The organism is Streptomyces sp. NBC_00190 (assembly GCF_036203305.1).
Lineage (GTDB): Bacteria > Actinomycetota > Actinomycetes > Streptomycetales > Streptomycetaceae > Streptomyces.
Genome location: NZ_CP108131.1, coordinates 149,151 through 169,530, shown reverse-complemented (window position 1 = coordinate 169,530; position 20,380 = coordinate 149,151). Strand labels below are relative to the sequence as shown.

Annotated in this window: 14 protein-coding genes and 3 pseudogenes; 10 read left to right on the top strand and 7 right to left on the bottom strand. The window is 69.3% G+C overall.

The features are described from left to right. Nucleotides 1-13: 13 nt before the first annotated feature. Nucleotides 14-958: an expansin EXLX1 family cellulose-binding protein gene (locus tag OG429_RS00855; RefSeq protein WP_405680690.1), complete on the bottom strand. Its 945-nt coding sequence runs from the start codon at nucleotides 956-958 to the stop codon at nucleotides 14-16. A 435-nt stretch (nucleotides 959-1,393) separates the two neighbouring features. Between OG429_RS00855 and OG429_RS00850 the strand changes: the two are divergent. Further along, a pseudogene (locus OG429_RS00850) lies at nucleotides 1,394-2,172 on the top strand (phytanoyl-CoA dioxygenase family protein). Continuing rightward, complete coding sequence (locus OG429_RS00845) at nucleotides 2,169-2,513, top strand: hypothetical protein (RefSeq protein ID WP_328923340.1); 345 nt, start codon at nucleotides 2,169-2,171, stop codon at nucleotides 2,511-2,513. The pseudogene OG429_RS00850 and the gene OG429_RS00845 overlap by 4 nt, the downstream one beginning before the upstream one ends. A gap of 53 nt (nucleotides 2,514-2,566) precedes the next feature. On the opposite strand, the gene mmsB is transcribed toward OG429_RS00845, so the two are convergent. From mmsB to chvE, 3 genes are all read right to left on the bottom strand, one after another. Then, nucleotides 2,567-3,802: a multiple monosaccharide ABC transporter permease gene (mmsB, locus tag OG429_RS00840; RefSeq protein WP_328923339.1), complete on the bottom strand. Its 1,236-nt coding sequence runs from the start codon at nucleotides 3,800-3,802 to the stop codon at nucleotides 2,567-2,569. A 3-nt stretch (nucleotides 3,803-3,805) separates the two neighbouring features. Next, nucleotides 3,806-5,353 (bottom strand): multiple monosaccharide ABC transporter ATP-binding protein, encoded by a 1,548-nt coding sequence (gene mmsA / locus OG429_RS00835; RefSeq protein WP_328923338.1) that lies wholly within the window; start codon nucleotides 5,351-5,353, stop codon nucleotides 3,806-3,808. 102 nt (nucleotides 5,354-5,455) lie between these two features. Next, entirely contained in the window at nucleotides 5,456-6,550 is a 1,095-nt protein-coding gene (chvE, locus tag OG429_RS00830) for a multiple monosaccharide ABC transporter substrate-binding protein (RefSeq protein WP_328923337.1), read from the bottom strand. A 442-nt stretch (nucleotides 6,551-6,992) separates the two neighbouring features. Here chvE and OG429_RS00825 point away from each other — a divergent pair, with 442 nt between their 5' ends. The 3 genes and pseudogenes from OG429_RS00825 (at nucleotide 6,993) to OG429_RS41310 (ending at nucleotide 9,384) form a co-directional block, all read left to right on the top strand. Next, a complete protein-coding gene (locus tag OG429_RS00825; protein ID WP_405681483.1) occupies nucleotides 6,993-7,982 on the top strand; it encodes a LacI family DNA-binding transcriptional regulator in 990 nt (329 codons plus the stop codon). Nucleotides 7,983-8,142: 160 nt separating this feature from the next. Next, nucleotides 8,143-9,029, top strand: a pseudogene (locus tag OG429_RS00820) (ribulokinase); the annotation flags it as partial. Further along, complete coding sequence (locus tag OG429_RS41310; RefSeq protein WP_443051325.1) at nucleotides 9,025-9,384, top strand: hypothetical protein; 360 nt, start codon at nucleotides 9,025-9,027, stop codon at nucleotides 9,382-9,384. The pseudogene OG429_RS00820 and the gene OG429_RS41310, both read left to right, overlap by 5 nt. Before the next feature lie 45 nt (nucleotides 9,385-9,429). Here the strand turns inward: OG429_RS41310 and araA are convergent, their stop codons facing one another. After that, nucleotides 9,430-10,941: an L-arabinose isomerase gene (gene araA / locus OG429_RS00810; protein ID WP_328923335.1), complete on the bottom strand. Its 1,512-nt coding sequence runs from the start codon at nucleotides 10,939-10,941 to the stop codon at nucleotides 9,430-9,432. Nucleotides 10,942-11,024: 83 nt separating this feature from the next. Next, nucleotides 11,025-12,719: a ribulokinase gene (gene araB / locus OG429_RS00805; protein ID WP_328923334.1), complete on the bottom strand. Its 1,695-nt coding sequence runs from the start codon at nucleotides 12,717-12,719 to the stop codon at nucleotides 11,025-11,027. Between the two features lie 508 nt (nucleotides 12,720-13,227). Here araB and OG429_RS00800 point away from each other — a divergent pair. From OG429_RS00800 to OG429_RS41305, 5 genes and pseudogenes are all read left to right on the top strand, one after another. Next, a complete protein-coding gene (locus OG429_RS00800) occupies nucleotides 13,228-14,226 on the top strand; it encodes an ABC transporter substrate-binding protein (RefSeq protein WP_328923333.1) in 999 nt (332 codons plus the stop codon). 94 nt (nucleotides 14,227-14,320) lie between these two features. Then, a complete protein-coding gene (locus OG429_RS00795; protein ID WP_328923332.1) occupies nucleotides 14,321-15,880 on the top strand; it encodes a sugar ABC transporter ATP-binding protein in 1,560 nt (519 codons plus the stop codon). Next, nucleotides 15,877-16,977, top strand: coding sequence for an ABC transporter permease (locus OG429_RS00790; RefSeq protein ID WP_328923331.1), 1,101 nt, complete (start codon nucleotides 15,877-15,879; stop codon nucleotides 16,975-16,977). The genes OG429_RS00795 and OG429_RS00790 overlap by 4 nt, the downstream gene beginning before the upstream one ends. Beyond that, nucleotides 16,974-17,996, top strand: coding sequence for a galactofuranose ABC transporter, permease protein YjfF (yjfF, locus tag OG429_RS00785; protein WP_328923330.1), 1,023 nt, complete (start codon nucleotides 16,974-16,976; stop codon nucleotides 17,994-17,996). Before OG429_RS00790 ends, yjfF begins: the two co-directional genes overlap by 4 nt. Then, nucleotides 17,909-18,622 (top strand): annotated as a pseudogene (locus OG429_RS41305) (aldose epimerase family protein); the annotation flags it as partial. The gene yjfF and the pseudogene OG429_RS41305, both read left to right, overlap by 88 nt. Nucleotides 18,623-19,152: 530 nt before the next feature. Here OG429_RS41305 and OG429_RS00775 read toward each other — a convergent pair. Next, complete coding sequence (locus OG429_RS00775; protein WP_443051221.1) at nucleotides 19,153-20,229, bottom strand: LacI family DNA-binding transcriptional regulator; 1,077 nt, start codon at nucleotides 20,227-20,229, stop codon at nucleotides 19,153-19,155. Nucleotides 20,230-20,380 lie beyond the last annotated feature (151 nt).

The following is a 20,380-nucleotide window of genomic DNA, read 5'->3' as shown; positions in this document are numbered from 1 at the left end:
CCGCAGTGCGGTTTCAGTGCGGAGCAAACTGGACCCGGGTCGGTTGTGCGACGTTCGGCAGCAGTGCGGTCCCGTCGACCGTCAGCTGCTCTCCGTAGATGTCGGTGATCCGTATCGCGCCGCCGCACCCGCTGCCGTCGGCGGAGAGGAAGTAGTTGTAGTCGGTACGAGGCAGTCTCTGCCAGCCCTTGGCGGTGCGTACCTCCAGCCGTGCGACCGGATTCCGGTGGTCGATCACCTGGATGCCGCACCAGTGGGGGCTGGACCCGGTCTTGTACCGGATGGAGATCGTACTGGGCGTCTGGGGGCTCAGCAGATTCCAGGTGATCGGGATACGGCCGACCTTGGGATCGGCCAGTTTCGCGAAGGCCTGTTCGCTGAGGTCCAGTTGTCCGGGGGCGCAGGGCAGTGGGCATTCGTTGGTGATCCGGACCGTGATCGAGGCGCCGTTCGCGGCGCGTACGCGCACGTACGCTCCGCACGCCCTGGACGACTCGTAGTCGGTGGTGTTCATCGCCGCGATCATGAGGTCGCTCGGGCCGAACAGGCAGGCGCCGTTTCCGTCGTCGGCAGCGTAGGCGGTGGCGACGCCCTTGTAGGTGGTCCCGGGCTGGATGCGTCCTGCCGACGGTGCCGTGGTGGTGCTGGATGCCGTCTGTGGGGTTGCCTTCGCCGAGGGCTGTGCCGCCGCGGTGGTCGTACTGGCGGCCGCGGTCGGGGTTTCCGCGGCACGCGAGCTCTCGGTCGGGGGCGCGGGGCTCATCGGGGCCGGGGACGTGGCTCCCACCTGGGTGGCGGCGGGGGCGGCCACGTCGGCCGCGGCCTCGGCCTTGGGGCCGGGGAGCATCGCCGTCACCAGGCAGACGAGGACGCCCGCGGCGGTCAGCATCACCGCCGTTCCCCATATCAGCCTGTGCCTACGCCTGCGCTGGCGCGCGGCCTGCCGTGCAGTCTGCATGTCCGTCCGTTCGAAGATTCGAGTCGAGGTGCACTGCTTGGTTGCCGCCGAATGCGAAAAGGTTGCCGCCGATTCCCACCGGGAACCGGGCGCGGCACACGGTCGGCGCCCCGGCTACGGCTGGGGCATGGCGGGGGAGTGCGGGGAAACGGGCCGGGCGGCACGGATGCCGCGCGGAGACCGTGCACGCCGATGCCGACGGCGGCGAGAGCCGGAGGCTCGTCAAGGCAAGGTGGGCGAGGGACGTGTGCATGGGTCACGTGTTCTACCACGGTGTCCGCAAGCCCGCTCCAGGGTCGCAGCCCTCAATACGCGTCCCGGGCGTCGTGGTGAGAATCGACCAGTGGAGGGTGAACGTGGCCCACGCGGGGCGCGGCCCCCGGACCTAGCGTGGCCGCCATGGAGAACAGGCAAGAACTGCTCGATTCGGTGCAGATGGCGCGGTTCGTGGCGCGCGGGTCGCTGCGGCTGGACGGGGTGGTCCCGGCGGAAATGAACGCCGAGGGCTTGGCGGTACTGGTCGACGGGGTGCCGCCGGTGCGGTACGGGACGCCGCTGTCCGAGGCCTATGCGGAAGGATCCTTCGTCCGCGGGCTGCTGGAGCTCCCGCAGGTGGCAGGGGCCCTGCACAGCCTCGTGGGCCCGGAGCCGTGGGTGGACCACCACTTCGTGCAACCCGCGAGCCCCACGGCGGCGACGCGCAGCCGCTGCACGGGGACGCCATCCTCGACGTCCGGCCGGACGCCTTCGACGTGCAGTTGATGTACTTTCCGACGGCGGTGACGCTGGAGATGGGTGGAACACTCAGTGTGCCAGGCAGCCACCTCCGGCGGATCAACGAGTCCGACACCGGCCGCTACCAGAACCTGCGCGGCCAGGACCGGCTGGTCTGCCCGGCCGGGACGGTGGTGTTTCTGCACCACGGGCTCTGGCATGCGGGCCGACGCAACGACAGCGACGCGATGCGCTACATGTTCAAGATCCGCTTCAATCCCTGGGTGCGTCAACAGCGCCTGTGGAACACCTCGGATCTCGACGACCCGCAGGTGGCCGCAGAGCTGGACACGATGTTCCCGTGGTACGAGATGGCGACCGGCCGGCTGGAGCGGTACAACCGCATCCTGCTGTGGCGGGCGCTGACCGGCGACGACGACTTCGACCTCGACCACTGGGTGACCAGGGTCTCCAATCGCCCTAAGGAGGCACAGGCATGACCATCGAAGCGATCCCCGAGCGGGCGGAAGGTGCCGCGCCGGTGCTGCGTCAGCAGGTGCTGGTGTTGTATTCGGCCACCTCGGCGCTGGACTCCCATGTCGTGGGCTGGTCGCTGTACGACGGCACGGGCTGCACCTCGCCCACCACGGGCGACAGGGACGAGCCGCCGTACGAGTCGGGGGTGGCGGCGCTCCGGGCGGGCTGGCGGCTGATCCAGGCCGCTCAGTTGATCCCGCCTTACCCGGGTCATGAGTACGACGTCTCCTTCCTCAAGCACGAGTTCTTCTTCGAGCGGATCGTCGACGCGCGAGCGGAGCCGCGGGAGGCGGACCCCAGGTAGGCGAGGCACCCCTCCTCGTGCGGGCGGTGCCGCCGAGCCGGGGAGGGGCAAGGTCAGGCTCCGACCTTGCGCTTGTTGTAGACGTCGAAGCCGACAGCCGCGAGCAATACCAGGCCCTTGATCACCTGCTGGTAGTCGGTACCCACGCCGACCAGCGACATGCCGTTGTTCAGCACGCCCAGCACCAGACCGCCGGTGAGCGCACCGAGGACGGTTCCCACACCGCCGCTCGCGGACGCGCCGCCGATGAAGGCGGCGGCGATCGCCTCCAGCTCGAAGTTGATGCCGGCCTGCGGCGTACCGGCGTTGAGTCGCGCGGCGAAGACCAGCCCGGCCAGGGCCGCGAGGACGCCCATGTTCACGAAGGCCAGGAAGACGACCCGCTTGCTCTTGACCCCGGACAGCCTCGCCGCCGCCTCGTTGCCGCCGATGGCGTAGGTGTGCCGGCCGAGGATCGAGTTGCGCATCACGTATCCGAAGCCGACCAGCAGGACGCCGAGGATCAGCAGAACGACGGGCACCCCGTGATAGCTGGCCAGCAGCAGCGTGAAGGCCGCCACGGCCGCGGTGATCGCGCCGAGCTTCACCAGGAACAGCCCGGCCGGGAGCGGTTCCAGCCCGTACGAGGCGGCCCGCCGCCGTCCGCGCACCTCCTGCAGGATCGCTACGGCCAACACCGAGAGGCCCAGCAGCAGGGTGAGGTTGTGGTAGTCGGTGTGGGGGCCGACCGCGGGGAGGAAGCCGCTGCTGATGTTCTGGAAGCCCTTGGGGAACGGCGCCACCGACTGGCCCTGCAGGAGGATCTGGGTCCCACCGCGGAACAGCAGCATGCCGGCCAGCGTGACGATGAACGAGGGGATCCCGAGATAGGCGATCCAGAACCCCTGCCAGGCTCCGGCGACAGCCCCGATCAGCAGCGCGGCCGCCAGCGCCACGGGCCACGGCACCCTGTGCTCGACCATCATCACCGCCGCGGCCGCTCCGACGAAGGCGGCGAGCGACCCGACCGACAGGTCGATGTGCCCGGCGATGATGACGATCATCATTCCGATGGCCAGGATGAGGATGTAGCCGTTCTGCTGTATCAGATTGGTGATGTTGAGCGGCTGGAGCAGGATGCCGTCCGTCCAGAACTGGAAGAGCAGCACGATCAGCGCCAGCGCGACCAGCATCCCGTACTGGCGCAGGTTGCCGCGCAGCGCTCGGGTCAGTACGGCACCGGCCGACGATCGTTGGCCGGTTTCCGGGGTGCTGGGCGTGGTGTCTGGGGTGGTCTCGGTCTGGGCCATGCCTCACACCTGCTTGTCGGGGTATGCCGCGCTCATGGTCATGAGCCGCATGAGGGATTCCTGGGTGGCGTCCGCGCGGGTCACCTCACCGGTGATCCGGCCTTCGGCCATGGTGTAGATCCGGTCGCACAGGCCCAGGAGTTCGGGGAGTTCGGAGGAGATGACGAGTACCGTCTTGCCTTGGGCGGCGAGTTCGGCGATGACGGTGTAGATCTCCGCCTTGGCGCCGATGTCGATGCCCCGGGTGGGTTCGTCGAGGATCAGCACCTCCGGTTCGGCGAAGATCCACTTGCTGAGGACGACCTTCTGCTGGTTGCCGCCGCTGAGCTTGCCGGTCTCCGCGAACACCGAGGGGGCCTTGATGTTCATGGTCCGCCGGAACGATTCGGCTATCCGGGCCTCCTCGTGCCGGTTGACCCAGCCTCGCCGGGCGACCTTGCCGAGGGAGCTCAGCGAGATGTTCCGGCTGATGTCGTCGTTGAGGTTGAGGCCGAGCTGCTTGCGGTCCTCGGTCACGTACGCGATGCCGTGCCCGATCGCCTCGGGCACCGTCCGGGTACGGATCTCCCGGCCGTGCAGCCGCACGCGGCCCCCGGTCCACTGTCCGTACGAGCGGCCGAAGACGCTCATGGCCAGTTCGGTGCGGCCGGCGCCCATGAGGCCGGCGATGCCGACGATCTCGCCTCGACGGACGTTCAGCGAGGCGCCGTCGACCACCCTCCGCCGGTGGTCGATCGGGTGCCGGACGCTCCAGTCCTCGATCTCGAAGGCCACCTCGCCGGTCGCCGGGACGCGCTCGGGGTAGCGGTGTTCCAGGTCGCGGCCGACCATGCCGCGGATGATCCGCTCCTCGGAGATGCCCTCGGAACCGATCGCGATGGTCTCGATGGTCCGGCCGTCACGCAGGATGGTGACGGCATCGGCGACCCGGGCGATCTCGTTCAGCTTGTGCGAGATGAGGATGCACGCGATGCCCTGCGCCTTGAGTTCGAGGATCAGGTCGAGCAGCTTGCGGCTGTCCTCGTCGTTCAGGGCGGCCGTCGGCTCGTCCAGGATGAGCAGCTTGACCTTCTTGGCGAGTGCCTTGGCGATCTCGACCAACTGCTGTTTGCCGACGCCGAGATCGGCGATCCTGGTGTGCGGGCTCTCGTCGAGTCCGACCTGCCGGGTCAGTGCGGCGGCGTGGGTCAGCGTCCGGTGCCAGCTGATGACGCCCCGGGTGGCGTGTTCGTTGCCGAGGAAGATGTTCTCGGCGATGGACAGGTAGGGGACCAGCGCGAGCTCTTGGTGGATGATGACGATGCCGCGCTGCTCGCTGGCCCTGATGTCCTTGAACCGGCAGGGCTCGCCTTCGAAGTAGATCTCGCCTTCATAACCACCGGCCGGGTAGACCCCGCTGAGCACCTTCATCAAGGTGGACTTGCCGGCGCCGTTCTCACCGCAGATGGCGTGCACCTCCCCGGCGGCGACGGTCAGGTTGACCTCGGAGAGCGCCCTGACGCCGGGGAACGTCTTGCTGATCGACCGCATCTCGAGAACGGGTCGGGCCATGGTTGTGCATCCGTATCGTCGGGGCGGTGCGGTGCCGGGCGGTCTCCCGGGCGTCGCACCGCCGGTTCGGTGTCGCCGGACCCGTCGGTCGGGCCCCGTGGGCTACTTGAGCTGGTCCGCGGTGTACTGGCCGCCGTCCACCAGGACCTTCTGGTAGTTCTCCTTGTCGACGCTGACCGGCTGGAGCAGCTGCGCCGGTACGGTCTTGACGCCGTTGTCGTACTGGCCGGTGTCGTTGACCTCGGGCTTGCCTCCGGTCAGCAGCGCGTCGCCCATCTGGACTGCGGCCTTGGCCAGTTGGCGGGTGTCCTTGTAGACGCTCTGGGTCTGCTCGCCCGCGATGATCGACTTCACCGACGCCAGCTCGGCGTCCTGGCCCGTGACGACGGGCAGTGACTGACCGGTGCCGTAGCCGACGCCCTTGAGTGACGAGATGATGCCGATCGAGATGCCGTCGTACGGCGAGAGCACGGCGTCGACGCGGGCGGCGGTGTACGACTTGCTCAGCAGGTTGTCCATCCGGGACTGGGCGAGACCGCCGTCCCAGCGCAGTGTGGCGATCTGGTTGAAGGAGGTTTGGCCGCTCTGCACGACCAGCTTCTTGTCGTCGACGTACGGCTTGAGGACGCTCATCGCACCGTTGTAGAAGAAGGTGGCGTTGTTGTCGTCCGGTGAGCCGGCGAACAGCTCGATGTTGAAGGGGCCCTTGCCGCCCTTGAGATCGAGCTTGTCGACGATGTACTTGCCCTGGAGGAAGCCGACCTTGTAGTTGTCGAAGGTTGCGTAGTAGTCGACGTTCCCGGTGCCGCGGATCAGCCGGTCGTAGGAGATGACGGCTACGTGGGCGTCGGCGGCCTTCTGCAGCACGTTGGTGAGCGAGGAACCGTCGATGGGGGCGATCACCAGCAGTTTGGCCCCCTTGGTGATCATGTTCTCCACCTGGGAGACCTGGTTCTCCACGACGTTGTCGCCGTACTGGAGGTCGGTCTTGTAACCCTTGGCCTGGAACTCCTTGACCATGTTGGTGCCGTCGTTGATCCAGCGCTCCGACGACTTGGTCGGCATCGCGATGCCGATGAGGCCCCCTTTGGCGTCCCCGCCGTCCCCGCCGTCGCCCGCTCCGTTGGCGCTCTGGCCGCAGGCTGCCAGCGACAGCGTGAGACCCACGGTGGCAAGGCCCGCTGAAAGCTTCCGCACAGTTCCTCCAGTGATGTTCCGCGACCGGCACGGTGCGACCCGGCTGGGCGACCGGAAGCGGTCGAGCGGGGCCGGGCGGGAGCCGTTTACTCGCGCTGCGTGAAGTCGGGGATGCAGCGGCTCCGGCCTGGCGATACCTGAGTGTTAACGCTCACAACTGTGTCGTCAAGGGTCTGTTCGGATCACCATTGGGTTACAGCGGCACAGGCGATCAGCCACTCTGTCCTGGCCCGCGGGCTGGGCGGTGGGCAACTCTCGGAGTGGCCGGCTGCGGGCCGCGGCGTCCGTGCCCACGGGCTGGTGGCCCTGCGCCGCACGGGCTTGCCTCCGTGCACGCCCGCGCAGCCTTCGTCGGCGGTCGGTGGCGTACCGTAGCCCGGAGTCGAGGAGGGAAGTGCACGTGGGAAACGACAGTGCCGGGACCGAGCGGCGCCAGCCTGTGATGGCGGACGTGGCGAAATTGGCCGGCGTGTCCCACCAGACGGTGTCCCGGGTTCTCAACGGCGCCCCGCACGTGCGGCCCGGCACCCGGGAGCGGGTGCTCGCCGCCATCCGTGAGCTGGACTACCGGCCCAACTCCGCTGCCCGCGCCCTGGTCACCCGCCGCTCGCAAACCCTCGGCGTGGTCAGCTTCGAATCGACCCTGTACGGTCCCGCCTCGATGCTGCACGGCATCGAGCAGGCTGCGCGCAGTGCGGGGTACTTCGTCAGCGTAACGAGTCTGCACTCCCTGGACGGCCGTTCGGTTCAGGAGGCTGTCGACCGACTGCGCGACCAGGGCGTGGAAGGCGTGGTCGTGATCGCGCCCCAGATCTCCGCCGTCAGTGCGGTGGCCAGGCTCTCCAGCTCCGTGCCGGTCGTCGCGGTCGGACCAGGCAGCCAGTCGCGGGTTCCCATGGTCTCGGTGGACAACCGGTCCGGCGCCGAAGCGGCCACCAGGCACCTGCTCGATCTGGGCCACCGTACCGTGCACCACCTGGCCGGCCCGGCCGGCTGGATGGAGAGCCAGGACCGCCAGGAGGGCTGGCGCGGCGCGCTGGACGCTGCCGGAGCCCCCGTGCCGCGTGTCGAGCCCGGCGACTGGAGTGCGCGCGCCGGCTACCAGGCGGGCTTGCGGATCGCCGAACTGGACGACGTCACCGCCGTCTTCTGTGCCAACGATCACATGGCGCTCGGCCTGCTGCGCGCCCTGCACGAGGCCGGCCGCTCGATCCCGGGCGACATCAGCGTGGTCGGCTTCGACGACATTCCCGAGGCCGCCTACTTCACCCCGCCCCTGGCCACGGTGCGGCAGGACTTCGGCGAGCTCGGCCGCCGGGCCCTGGAACTGCTCGTCGAGGAGCTGGAGGGCGTCGCCCACACCCGCACCCACGTGCGGATCCCGCCCGAGATGGTGCTGCGTCGCAGCGCGGGTCCCGCCACCCGCCGTTGAGCCGGCACCGTCGGACCCGGGGCTGACCGCCCCGGCAGCCCATGCTCTCCGCCGCGTCGGCCGCACTCGGTCGAGGATACCGACGTTCCCTTGGAGGCGGATTGTTATCGCTAACAATTTGGCATCACGAAAGACGTCCCCTTCAGCTCGGCGGGAAGCAATGCCGGTCTCCGGTGCGAAGGATGAGAAAGTGACCTTGATCCCTGCCGTCCGGGGCTCGGACCGGTACGTCGTCGGCGTCGACTTCGGCACCCCCTCCGGTCGTGCCGTGGTGGCCCGCGTGGATGACGGACAGGAGCTCGCGACGGTCGTCCACGAGTACCCGCACGCCGTCATCGAGCGCGAGTTACCCGGCACCGGGCGCCCGCTGCCGCCTGACTGGGCCCTGGAGCACCCCGAGGACTGGCGCGAGGTACTGCGCACCGTCGTTCCCGCCGCGCTCGCCGTCTCCGGTGTCGATCCCGCCCACGTCATCGGCATCGCCATCGCATCAACGCCCTCGCGCACGCACGCGGAGAGAAGTGGATCTCCCGCTACGGCGGAAGGAGCTCCGCCGAGTGGCAGTACGCCAAGGCGCTCCAGGTCCTGGAGGAGGATCCGGGTGTCCATGCCGCGTGCGCGCGGTGGATAGAGGCAGCCGACTGGATCGCCTGGCAGCTCACCGGCGTCGAGAGCCGCAACGCCTGCACGGCCGGATACGGGGGCATCTTCCAGGACGGCGGTTACCCGAGCGAGGAGCACCTCGGTGCTCTGCACCCTGGGGTCGCCGACTTCGCCCGCACCCGGCTGGAGCACCCCCTCGCCGCGCTCGGCTCCCGGGCCGGCTCGCCCACCGCCCGGGCGGCGGAGTGGACGGGGCTGCCCGCGGGCATCGCGGTGGCCGTCGGCAACGTCGACGCGCACGTGTCCGCACCGGCCGCCCGGGCCGTCGAGAACGGCCAACTCCTCGCCCTCATGGGCACCTCCACCCGCCACGTCGTCAACGGCGCCGCCCTCGCGGACGTCCCTGGCATCTGCGGCGTGGTCGAGGCGCCCTCAGCTCGTGGTGGTCAACCTCGGCACCAACGACTTCTCGACCGCCGTCAACCCCGGGGAGCCGTGGACGCCCGACAGCCTCGCGGCCGGCTACCGCAGCGCCTACGGCGACTTCCTCCAGAAACTGCGCACGCGCTACGGGACCGGGACGACCATCGTGGCAGTCGGCGCCGGCCCGTACGCCGGCCATGTCCAGCAGGTAGCCAAGGCACGCAACGCTGCTCGGCAGCCATCTCCACGCGCCACGCCTCCGTCCGGACAGCGGTGCTCGCCAGGACCGGTTTCCGGCGGCTGCTTCCAGCCTAGGGCCGCTCCGTCTGGTGCGCGCTCCGGTCATGGTCCGTACTGGACCGAGTGCCGCAAGTGATCAGAGCCCGCCCGGCTGGGCGGGCCGGCCTGGGCTTCAACTGGTTCACAGTCCCTGTGCCAGCCGGTAGTACGCCTGGTTCCAGCGGAGATCGCGCCGGAACTGCTTCGGGGTGGTGGTCCCGTCGATGAGGGCCAGTTCCAGGCGGAGCATTTCCGCCAGGTCGTCGAGGTGGTCGGAGGTGAGGGCGGTGCTGAGAACGGTGTGGTGCGGTCCTCCGGCGGTCAGCCAGGATTCGGTAGAGGTCCGCAGGTCGGGGTGGGGCCGCCAGACCGCGCGGGCAACGGGCAGGGCGGGCAGCGGGTGAGGGGGTGCCACCACGTCGATGTCGTTGGCGATCAGGCGGAAGCGGTCGCCGAGGTCGGCGAGGCCGACCACCACGGCCGGGCCGGGGGCGGCGTCGAACACCAGGCGCACCGGGTCCTCCCGCCCGCCGATGCCGAGGGGGTGGATCTCGCAGCTGGGCCTGGCGGCCGCGATGGTGGGACAGACTTCCAGCATGTGTGCGCCGAGGATGAGCTGGTTGCCCGCTGTCAGGTCGTAGGTGTAGTCCTCCATGAAGGAGGTGCCGCCCGGGAGGCCGGTGGCGGCTACCTTGAGGGCGCGCAGCAGGACGGCGGTCTTCCAGTCGCCCTCTCCTCCGAAGCCGTGGCCCTGGGCCATGAGCCGCTGAACCGCGAGGCCGGGCAGCTGGCGCAGTCCGCCCAGGTCCTCGAAGTTGGTGGTGAAGGCCCCGAAGCCGCCCGTTTCGAGGAAGATGCGCAGGCCGGCTTCGATGCGGGCCGCGTAACGCAGCGAGTCGTGCCGTTCGCCTCCCGGTCGCAGTTCCGGCGTCAGGTGGTACAGGTCCTCATACTCCTTGACGAGGGAAGTCACCTCGGTCTCGTCCGCGCTGTCGACGACCTCCACCAGGTCGTTGACGCCATAGGTGTTGACGGAGACGCCAATGCGTAGCTGGGCCTCGACCTTGTCGCCCTCGGTGACGGCCACGTCGCGCATGTTGTCGCCGAAGCGGGCGACCTTGAGGGTGGCCAGTTCGGAACGTGCGGCGGCCGCCCGCGCCCAGATCGCGATGCGTGCGGTCGTCACCGGATCGGTGACGTGGCCGGCCACGGTCTTGCGGGGTACGCCGAGACGGGCCTGGATGTGCCCGAACTCGCGGTCGCCGTGAGCGGCTTGGTTGAGGTTCATGAAGTCCATGTCGATGGTGTCCCAGGGCAAGGCCACGTTCGACTGGGTGTGGAGATGCAGCAACGGCTTGCGCAGCGCGTCCAGTCCGGCGATCCACATCTTGGCCGGCGAGAAGGTGTGCATCCAGGCGATGAGCCCGATGCACCGGTCGTCGGCGTTGGCGTCGAGGCACACCCGGCGGATGGCGTCGGAGTCGGTCAGTACCGGCTTCCACGCCACGCGCGCGGGGATGCCGGAGGCGTCGGCCAGCGCGGTGGCGATCTGCCGCGACTGGTCGGCGACCTGCTTCAGCGTCTCCTCCCCGTACAGGCCTTGGCTGCCGGTGAGGAACCAGATTTCCTGGGCGGGGGATGTTTGCCTGGGCACATGGACTCCTGAAGGTGACGTCCCGCAACGGTGGTGAGGGCGGCGGGCGGGTGGGGAAGCGGGAACGAACAGCGGGGGCGGGGTCAGCCCGCGGTGTGGGCCGTGTCGCGGATGTTCCTCAGGCGGTGCAACAGGCCGCCGGTGCCGAAGTGGTCGTGCAGGAGCCGGAACTCGGCGAAGAGGGCGTCGTAGGCGTCGGCTCGGGAGGCGTCGGGCGTGTAGACGGCAGGCCGCCGGCGGCCCATGGCGGCGGTGGCCGTTCGCACGTCGGTGTGCGCGCCGGCGGCTACGGCGGCGTGAATGGCCGACCCGAGGGCGGGGCCCTGGTCGGACCCGGCGAGGGAGACGGGCCGGCGCAGCACGTCGGAGTAGATCTGCATCAGCAGTTCGTTCTTGGCCAGTCCGCCGGCGACGATGAACTCGTGCACCGGTACGCCGCCCGTCTCCAGGGCCTCCACGATGACGCGGGTGCCGAACGCGGTGGCTTCGAGCAGTGCGCGGTAGACGTCCTCGGGGCGGGTCGCGAGGGTGAGACCCGCGATGACTCCGGAGAGGTGGTGGTCGACGAGGACCGAACGGTTGCCGTTCAGCCAGTCGAGGGCGACCAGTCCGTGGCCGCCGACCGGCTGTCGGGCGGCTTTCCGGGTCAGCAGGGTGTGCAGGTCCTCGCCGCGGTCGGCGGCCTCGGCGAGGTACTCCGACGGGACGCCTTGGTCCAGTACCCAGGCGAAGATGTCGCCGACCGCGCTCTGGCCGGCCTCGTAGCCGTAGGTTCCCTCGACGATCCCACCGCCCACGACACCGCAGATGCCGGGGACATCGGCGAGGACGGGAGCGTTCACGACGTGGCAGGTGGAGGTGCCCATGATGGCGAGGAGTTGACCGTCCTCGACGGTCTGGGCCGCCGCTGCGGTGACGTGGGCGTCGACGTTGCCCGCGGCCACGGCGATGCCGGGGCGCAGCCCTGTCCAAGCTGCTGCCTCGGTACTGAGCGAGCCCACTCGTGAGCCCAGCGCAGAGAGGGGGAATTCGAGGCGGGTGCGTGCGAAGTCGGCGAACCGGGGGTTCAGCGCGGCCAGGTACTCCTCGCTCGGGTAGGCGCCGTCCTGGTGGATGCCCTTGTATCCGGCGGTGCAGGCGTTGCGGGACTCGGTTCCGGTGAGCTGCCATACGATCCAGTCGGCGGCCTCGATCCACCGCGCGCAGTTTTCGTAGACGAGCGGATCCTCCTCCAAGACCTGGAGGGCCTTAGCGAACTGCCACTCGGCGGAGATCCGGCCGCCGTAGCGGGCGATCCATTTCTCCCCGCGGGCGTGGGCGAGTTCGTTGATGCGGTCGGCATGCGACTGGGCCGCGTGGTGCTTCCACAGCTTGGGCCACGCGTGCGGCCGTCCGGCGAGCTCCGTCTCGGCGAGGGGAGTCCCGTCGGCCAGCGTGGGCAGGACGGTGCACGCGGTGAAGTCGGTGGCGATGCCGATCACCGCGGCAGGATCGACCCCGGCCGCCGCCACGGCCTCCGGGACGGCGCGGCGCAGTACGTCCCGCCAGTCCTGGGGGTGTTGCAGGGCCCAGTCCGGAGGCAGTTGCGTACCGCCGTGCGGCAGGTGCCGGTCGATGACGCCGTGCCGGTAGGTGTGGACCGCCGCGGCCAGCTCCTGACCGTCGCGAACCCGCACCACCACGACGCGGCCCGACAGCGTGCCGAAGTCGATGCCGACCGTGTACTGCTCCGTTTCCTCGGAATACGGGGTGGGCGCGAGGGGTGGGGGTGACGTCAACAGAGTGCCTTTCGAAGGAGCCGTGGGGCGGCAGGCGGCCCGGCAGGCGGAGTTGCCGCCCGCGATCCTGGCGGTCGGACGGGTGGTCCCACGCAGTGTGAACGCTAACAATGTCGATAGGCAAGAGGTCTGTGTGGGGCATACGTCGGCCCGGGTTCGGTCTGCCGTCGATGCGGCGCGGGTTGCGAGTCCATCCGGGTGGTGGGGTCGGTGGCGTCGCGAAAAGACGGAGTCCACCTCGCTGCCCACCCGGCACGGTAACGGACAGGTAACTCGCGCAGGGGGGTTGAGAACCTGGCTTGTTAGCGCTCACAATGCGGCGGTGCCCCCTTCTGAAGGGGTCCCTCTCCTGCCGACTCCGACTCCGACTCCGACTCCGACTCCGATTCTGCCCCGACCCGGCCGCGGCGGCTGTCGTGCGGCGCGGCACTCCTGGGACTCCTAGTGGGCAAAGCCCGGCCCCAGCCGTGCGGCGCCTCTTTCCGTACACCCTGAAAGGACACTCGACATGGCTCGCAGAGCAGCTCTCGTCCTCACCGCCGCCCTTCTCGCCTCCTCGGCGTTGACCGCTTGCTCGACCGAGGGCCCCGCCTCCGGCTCCTCCTCGGGAGCCAAGGGAGGCTCCGACGGCACGATCACGATGGGCTTCGCCCAGGTCGGAGCCGAGAGCGGTTGGCGTACCGCCAACACCAAGTCCGTCCAGGAGGCGGCGAAGAAGGCCGGGATCACCCTCAAGTTCTCCGACGCGCAGCAGAAGCAGGAGAACCAGATCAAGGCGATCCGCACCTTCATCCAGCAGAAGGTCGACGTCATCGCCTTCTCGCCGGTCGTGGAGTCCGGTTGGGACACGGTGCTGAAGGAGGCCAAGGACGCGGGCATCCCGGTCATCCTCACCGACCGCGCCGTGGACACCAAGGACACCTCCCTCTACAAGAGCTTCCTGGGCTCCGACTTCGTCAAGGAGGGCAAGTCCGCGGGCGAGTGGCTGACCGGCGCGTACGCGAACGAGCAGGGCCCGGTCAACATCGTCGAGCTCCAGGGCACCACGGGCTCCGCACCCGCCAACGACCGCAAGGCCGGCTTCGCCGACGTCATCCGCGCCGACAGCAAGTTCAAGATCGTTGCCTCGCAGTCGGGCGACTTCACCCGCGCCAAGGGCAAGGAGGTCATGCAGGCGTTCCTGAAGTCCCAGAAGGACATCGACGTCCTCTACGCCCACAACGACGACATGGCCCTCGGCGCCATCCAGGCCATCGAGGAGTCCGGCAAGAAGCCCGGGACGGACATCAAGGTGATCTCGGTGGACGGAATCAAGGACGCCTTCGTCGCGATGACCGAGGGCAAGATCAACGTCGTGGTGGAGTGCAACCCGCTGCTCGGTGACCAGCTGATGGACCTGGCCAAGAAGGTCGTGGCAGGGGAGAGCGTGCCGACTCGTGTCGAGACCGCGGAGGGTGTCTTCCCGCAGGACAAGGCCGCGGCCGCGCTGCCGTCCCGGAACTACTGACACAGCACGTTCCGGTGCCGGAGGAGGCCCGGCCTCGGTGCCTCCTTCACCGTCCGGAGTCCGCTCCACCACCCGACCCATGAGAGGAAGGCGGATGGCATCCCCGTCCACCCCGCGGCCGACGGACGACGGCGGCCCGCGGCCGGTCCTGGAAGCCCAGGACATCCGCAAGCAGTTCCCGGGTGTGCTCGCCCTCGACGGAGTCGCCCTGCGACTCTTCCCCGGTGAGGTGCACGCCCTGATGGGCGAGAACGGCGCCGGGAAGTCCACCATGATCAAGGTGCTCACCGGTGTCCACCCCGCCGACGGCGGCACCATCCTCGCCGACGGCCGGCCTCACACGTTCGCAGACCCCCTCCAGGCGCAGCAGGCCGGAATCAGCACCGTCTACCAGGAGGTCAACCTCTGCCCGAACATCTCGGTCGCCGAGAACATCCTCATCGGCCGCGAACCGCGCCGGTTCGGTCTCATCCACTGGTCCGCGATGCGGCGGCGGGCGGCAGAGCTGCTGACGGAACTGGACCTCGACCTGGACGTCACCAGTCTGCTCGGTTCGCACTCCCTGGCGGTGCAGCAGCTGGTCGCCATCGTCCGGGCGGTGGACGTCTCGGCGAAGGTGCTCGTGCTGGACGAACCCACCTCCAGCCTGGATCGCGAAGAGGTCGCCCAGCTCTTCACCCTCGTGCGGCGCCTGCGGGACCGCGGTGTGGCCATCCTGTTCGTCACGCACTTCCTCGACCAGGTATTCGATCTCTGCGACCGCGTCACCATCCTGCGCAATGGCCACCTGGAAGGCGAGTACCCCATCGGTGAACTCACTCCGGTGACGCTGGTACAGCGCATGATCGGCGGAGAACTGGCCACCCTCGACCAGCTGTCCCACCGTGCCCATGAGGAAGCGGCCGAACGGGAGACCAGCGAGCCGTTCCTCCAGGCACGACAACTGACCCGCACGGGCTCGATCGAACCGTACGACCTCGACATCCATGCCGGCGAGGTCATCGGACTGGCCGGCCTCCTGGGCTCAGGCCGCACCGAGGTGGCGCGCCTCCTGTTCGGCGCGGACAGCGCGGACGCCGGAGAAGTGAGCATCGAGGGCAAGAAGGTACTCCTGCGCACCCCCCGCCACGCCATCGCCCGAGGCATCGCATTCTGCTCCGAGAACCGCAAGTCCGAAGGACTGGTGGGCGAGCTCACGGTCCGCGAGAACATCATCCTCGCTCTGCAGGCCGCCCGCGGCTGGACCAGGCCGCTGGCCCGTGCGAAACAGGACGAACTGGCACGGCACTGGATCGAAGCCCTGGACATCCGCCCCGCCGATCCCGAAGCGCAGGTACGCCACCTCAGCGGAGGCAACCAGCAGAAAGTCCTCCTCGCGCGTTGGCTGCTGACCGCACCCCGGCTCCTGATCCTCGACGAACCCACCCGGGGCATCGACATCGGGGCCAAGGCGGAGATCCAGAAACTCGTGGCCCGCCTGGCGAGGGAAGGCACCGCCGTGCTGTTCATCTCGGCGGAAATCGAAGAGGTCCTGCGCCTGAGCCACCACATCGCCGTGCTCCGCGACCACCGCATGGTGGCCACCCTCACGAACGACGACAGCGTCACGCCCGAACGCATACTCACCACCATCGCCACCGGAGCGGACTCATGACCCCCCAGCCTGCCCAGTCCAAGACGGTCGGCGGAATCGGGAGACGACTGGCCGGCCACCGCCTGCTGTGGCCCACGCTCGCCCTGCTCGCCCTGCTCCTCGGCAACCTCGCGTTCCACCACGACTTCTTCTCCGTCCGCGTACGCGACGGCCACCTCTACGGCAGCCTCATCGACATCCTCCAGTTCGGCGCGCCCCTCACCCTGGTGGCGCTCGGCATGACCCTCGTCATCGCCACCCGCGGCATCGACCTCTCGGTGGGTTCCACCGTCGCCATCGCCGGTGCCCTCGCCTGTGGGCACATCTCCACCGCCGCACATCCCGGCAGCGCCGCCACCATGCTCACGGCCGTCGCCCTCGCGCTCGGCGTCGCCCTCGTGCTGGGCCTCGCCAACGGCTTCCTGGTGTCCGGGCTGGGGGTGCAGCCCATCGTGGCCACCTTGATCCTCATGGTCGCGGGCCGCGGCGTCGCCCAGCTCATCACCGACGGCCAGATCATCACGGTGACCAGCGCCCCCTACAAGATGATCGGAGGCGGCTACTGGCTGACCTTCCCGTTCGCCGTCCTGTTGGCAGCCGCGCTCGTTGCGCTCACCGCCTTCACCACCCGTCGCAGCGCACTCGGCATGCTGATCGAGTCCGTAGGCGGCAACCCCGCCGCCAGCCGCCTGGTCGGCATCCGCGCCGGCGGTCTGCTCGCCCTGGTCTACGTCTTCAGCGCGCTGTGCGCCGCCGTCGCCGGGCTGATGATCAGCTCCAACGTCTCCAGCGCCGACGGCAACAACGCCGGCCTGTGGATCGAACTCGACGCGATCCTCGCCGTCGTCGTCGGCGGCACCGCCCTGACCGGAGGACGCTTCTCCCTCGGCGGCGCCGTCCTGGGAGCCCTGATCATCCAGACCCTGTCCACCACCGTCTACACCCTCGGCGTCCCACCCGAGACCACCCTCGTCTTCAAGGCCGTCGTCGTCATCGTCGTCTGCCTCGTGCAGTCCCCGGTCTTCCGGGCCAAGCTCCTGCGCCGCCGCAGGACAACCACTCCCCGATCCCACACCACGGCGGGCGCCGCCCCGCAGCAGCAGGAGGCACGCGCATGAGTACCGGCATCGCGAGCGCCGCCGCGCAACTCACCCGCCCCTTCGCGACCGTGTCCCCGCGCACCCGCACCCGTATCCCGCTGATCGTCACCGCCGTCCTGCTGGTCGTCATGTTCAGCGCCGGATCGGTGCGCTACGAGGGCTTCCTCTCCGCGCAAGTCGTGCTGAACCTGCTGATCGACAACGGATTCCTCCTGGTCGTCGCGGTCGGGGCAACCTTCGTCATCCTCACCGGCGGCATCGATCTGTCCGTCGGCTCCATGGTGGCCCTGTCGACCACGCTCACCGCCTGGCTGGTCGAGTCGCACGGCTGGCCCCTGGCCACCGTCGTTCCACTGGTCCTGCTGGTCGGCGCCGCGAGCGGGACGCTCATGGGCTGGATCATCCACACCTTCGAGATCCAGCCGTTCATCGTCACCCTGGCCGGCATGTTCCTCGCCCGCGGGTTCTGCTACACGATCAGTACCGAATCCATCACGATCAGCGACCCCGCCGCGGCGGGAATCGCGCAGACCCGGCTGTACGGCCCGGGGGGACTGTTCATCTCGATCCCGGTGGTCATCGCCCTGGCCGTGCTGGTGATCGCCTTCGTCGTACTGCACCACACACGCTTCGGCCGCAACGTGTACGCGCTGGGCGGCAATGAGTCTTCCGCACGCCTGATGGGTCTACCGGTGGGCTCCACCAAGATCGCCGTATACGCCGTCAGCGGCCTGTGCTCCGCACTCGGCGGCCTGCTGCTGACCTTCTACATGCTCTCCGGCTACGCCCTCCACGCCATGGGCATGGAACTCGACGCGATCGCCGCCACCGTGATCGGCGGCACGCTGCTGACCGGAGGTTCCGGCTTCGTCCTGGGTACCGCCCTCGGCGTGCTCGTCCTCGGCTTGATCCAGACGGTCGTCAACTTCCAGGGCACGCTCAGCTCCTGGTGGACCCGGATCGTCATCGGCGCCCTGCTGCTCGTGTTCATCGTGCTGCAACGTCTGATGAGCGGACGCCGCCCTGCCGTCGACTGACTGCCGGCTCCTGCGCCCATCAGCCCGTGCCGCCGCGTTCGAGAGCCCAGACAGACTGCCGCCTGTCCGCGGACGGGCCGTCCCTTCCGCATGGCCGAGGAAGGAACGGGGGAGCGGTGGCGGTTCGGCTTCCCCGGCCGGGCTCGCGCGGAGGTCCACGCGCGCGGCGCCCGTCTCGTCGTCGACGGCGTCACCCACCGGCTTGCCACTCAGGAGAACGGGCACATCTGCACGGCGATCCCGACGGGTTCGACCAGCGCGTGCGGCGGTGCGAACCCGTCCACTTCGCGCACCGCACCGGTGTCCGCCTGTTCCTGCACAGGCCCGACGGCGACCGGGGATTCCCCGGTGCCCTGAACGTCCGCGTTACCTACACGCTGGACCGGGATGACAACCTGACCCTGTCGTACCGGGCGGTCGCCGACGCGCCGACGATCGTCAGCCTCACCCACCACGCCTACTGGAACCTCGCAGGAGAGGGACGCGGCAACGTTCTGTCCCACCTCCTCCCGGTAGGGGCCCCTCTGCACCCCGTAGACGTCGATCCGATCCCCGGCGGCCCTCACCGCTCGGTCGGTGACAGCCCGTTCGACCTTCGCCGGCACCGGCTGCTCTCCGACCCCCCGACCCACACGGATGCGCAACTGGCCCTCGCCGGCGGCGGCTTCGACCACAACTGGGTCCCTGGGTCCTCCGCGGCGCCCGGCGAGCCCGCCTCGCAAGGCCCCCGTGTTGTACGCCCCCGGCATCCGGCCGCCGCAGGGACGTGCGCACCACAGAACCGGGCATCCGGGCCGGCCGTATCGGCGGTCGGTACGATCGGCGTCTGCTCATCCAGAGCCGCACAGTTCTCCTCCGCCGACCGCTTCACCATTCCCGGGGCGCGCAGGCCCGGCTCGGGCGACGCCGTCGGTGGTTCCAGTGTGTCGGCCGCACGTCTGCCGTGGCCGCCGGACTGCGGCAGTGCTCCCTCGGCGAACGCCTCCGGATGCCGGCACCTCGGCCACGCGTCCGCTTGCCTGCGCGGAGAGACGTGTCGCAGGGGAGCCAGCCGACGGCTTTCGCGCCCGGGAACGGCATCTTCCCCGTCCGAAGTGCTCTCGATGCCCGGGGCCCGGCTCCCCACGGAGAGGGGGCAATCCCTGGGCGGTGGGGGTCATTCGCCGGGGGGAGAGGTTCTGCGGGCCGTACTGGCGCGCACGATGAGCTCGGGCGCCACCACCAGATGCGTCGACTCGTCAGTCCGGCCTTCGATGTGGTCCAGGAGCAGCCCGATGCTGCCGCGGCCGATCGAGGCGAAGTCCTGACGGATTGTCGTCAGCGGGGGTGGGAAGAACTCCGCCTCGGGGATGTCGTCGAAGCCGGCGACCGCCACGTCCTCCGGCGTGCGCAGGCCCGCTTCCCGCAAGGCCCGTAGGACACCGAGGGCCATCTGGTCGTTGGCGACGAACACCGCGGTGGGGCCCGATCCCCGCCCTCGTGACGCCCGGACCCGACCCGCGAGCTGCTGGCCGGCCTGGTATCCCGACAGCGCACTCCAGTCGCCGCGCAGCAGGGGTGGCACCTCGGCGCCGGCCTCTCGTAGCGCGTCCTCCCACCCCTGCGTGCGGGCGGCGCTCTCGAGCCAGTCGGGAGGGCCTGCGACATGCCACACGGTGGAATGGCCCGACGCGAGAAGATGTTCCGTGATCATGCGAGCGCCGAGGTTCTGGTCCAGCGACACCCCTGGCAGGTCCAGGGTGTGGCCGCCTTCCACGGTGACCACCGGGCACGGTGCTTCCAAGGCAGCCAGGGCCCTCACCGCGTCGCGTTGGGGAGTGACGGCGACGATGCCCTCCACGCCCCACTCGGCGAGGTGCTGCATGGCTTCGGCGAGGGCTGTCTGCGTGGCGGTCCGAAGCGTGACGGCGGACGTCAGATAGCCGCGGTCCCGAGCCGCCTCTTGAACTCCCGCCACGGTGCTGGCGGGCCCGTGCAGAGTGGTGTTCACCGCGATGACGCCCAGTGTGCGGGTCCGGCGAGTGGCCAGAGCCCGGGCTGCCGAGTTGCGGCGGTACCCCAGCTGCTCGATGACCTGTGTCACCGCGGCCCGGGTCTTGGCGCTGACGTTCGGGTGGTCGCTGAGCACCCGTGAAACGGTCTGATGGGACACGCCGGCGACGCGCGCGACGTCTGTCATCGTGGGCGCTCGCGAGACGTCTGGGAGCTGGGTCAACTCTCTTCCTTTCCTCATCGAGCGGCCTTCCCTCAAGGTACCGAACCCGCTGCGGCCCGCACACATCTCGGACCGACCGGAGGTTGTCGACGGGGGTATCGATGTTGGCGTTCACATTATGCAGCGATGGCCGCATGCCCTAGGTAGAAATCTTCTCGCGTCCTCTTGA

Coding starts and splice junctions, on each gene's coding strand:
- OG429_RS00825 (WP_405681483.1), top strand. CDS start 6,993: ATGGCGGACGTGGCGAAATTGGCCGGCGTGTCCCACCAGACGGTGTCC.
- yjfF (WP_328923330.1), top strand. CDS start 16,974: ATGAGTACCGGCATCGCGAGCGCCGCCGCGCAACTCACCCGCCCCTTC.
- mmsA (WP_328923338.1), bottom strand. CDS start 5,353: ATGGCCCGACCCGTTCTCGAGATGCGGTCGATCAGCAAGACGTTCCCC.
- OG429_RS00795 (WP_328923332.1), top strand. CDS start 14,321: ATGGCATCCCCGTCCACCCCGCGGCCGACGGACGACGGCGGCCCGCGG.
- OG429_RS00790 (WP_328923331.1), top strand. CDS start 15,877: ATGACCCCCCAGCCTGCCCAGTCCAAGACGGTCGGCGGAATCGGGAGA.
- mmsB (WP_328923339.1), bottom strand. CDS start 3,802: ATGGCCCAGACCGAGACCACCCCAGACACCACGCCCAGCACCCCGGAA.
- OG429_RS00855 (WP_405680690.1), bottom strand. CDS start 958: ATGCAGACTGCACGGCAGGCCGCGCGCCAGCGCAGGCGTAGGCACAGG.
- OG429_RS00800 (WP_328923333.1), top strand. CDS start 13,228: ATGGCTCGCAGAGCAGCTCTCGTCCTCACCGCCGCCCTTCTCGCCTCC.
- OG429_RS00845 (WP_328923340.1), top strand. CDS start 2,169: ATGACCATCGAAGCGATCCCCGAGCGGGCGGAAGGTGCCGCGCCGGTG.
- OG429_RS00775 (WP_443051221.1), bottom strand. CDS start 20,229: ATGAGGAAAGGAAGAGAGTTGACCCAGCTCCCAGACGTCTCGCGAGCG.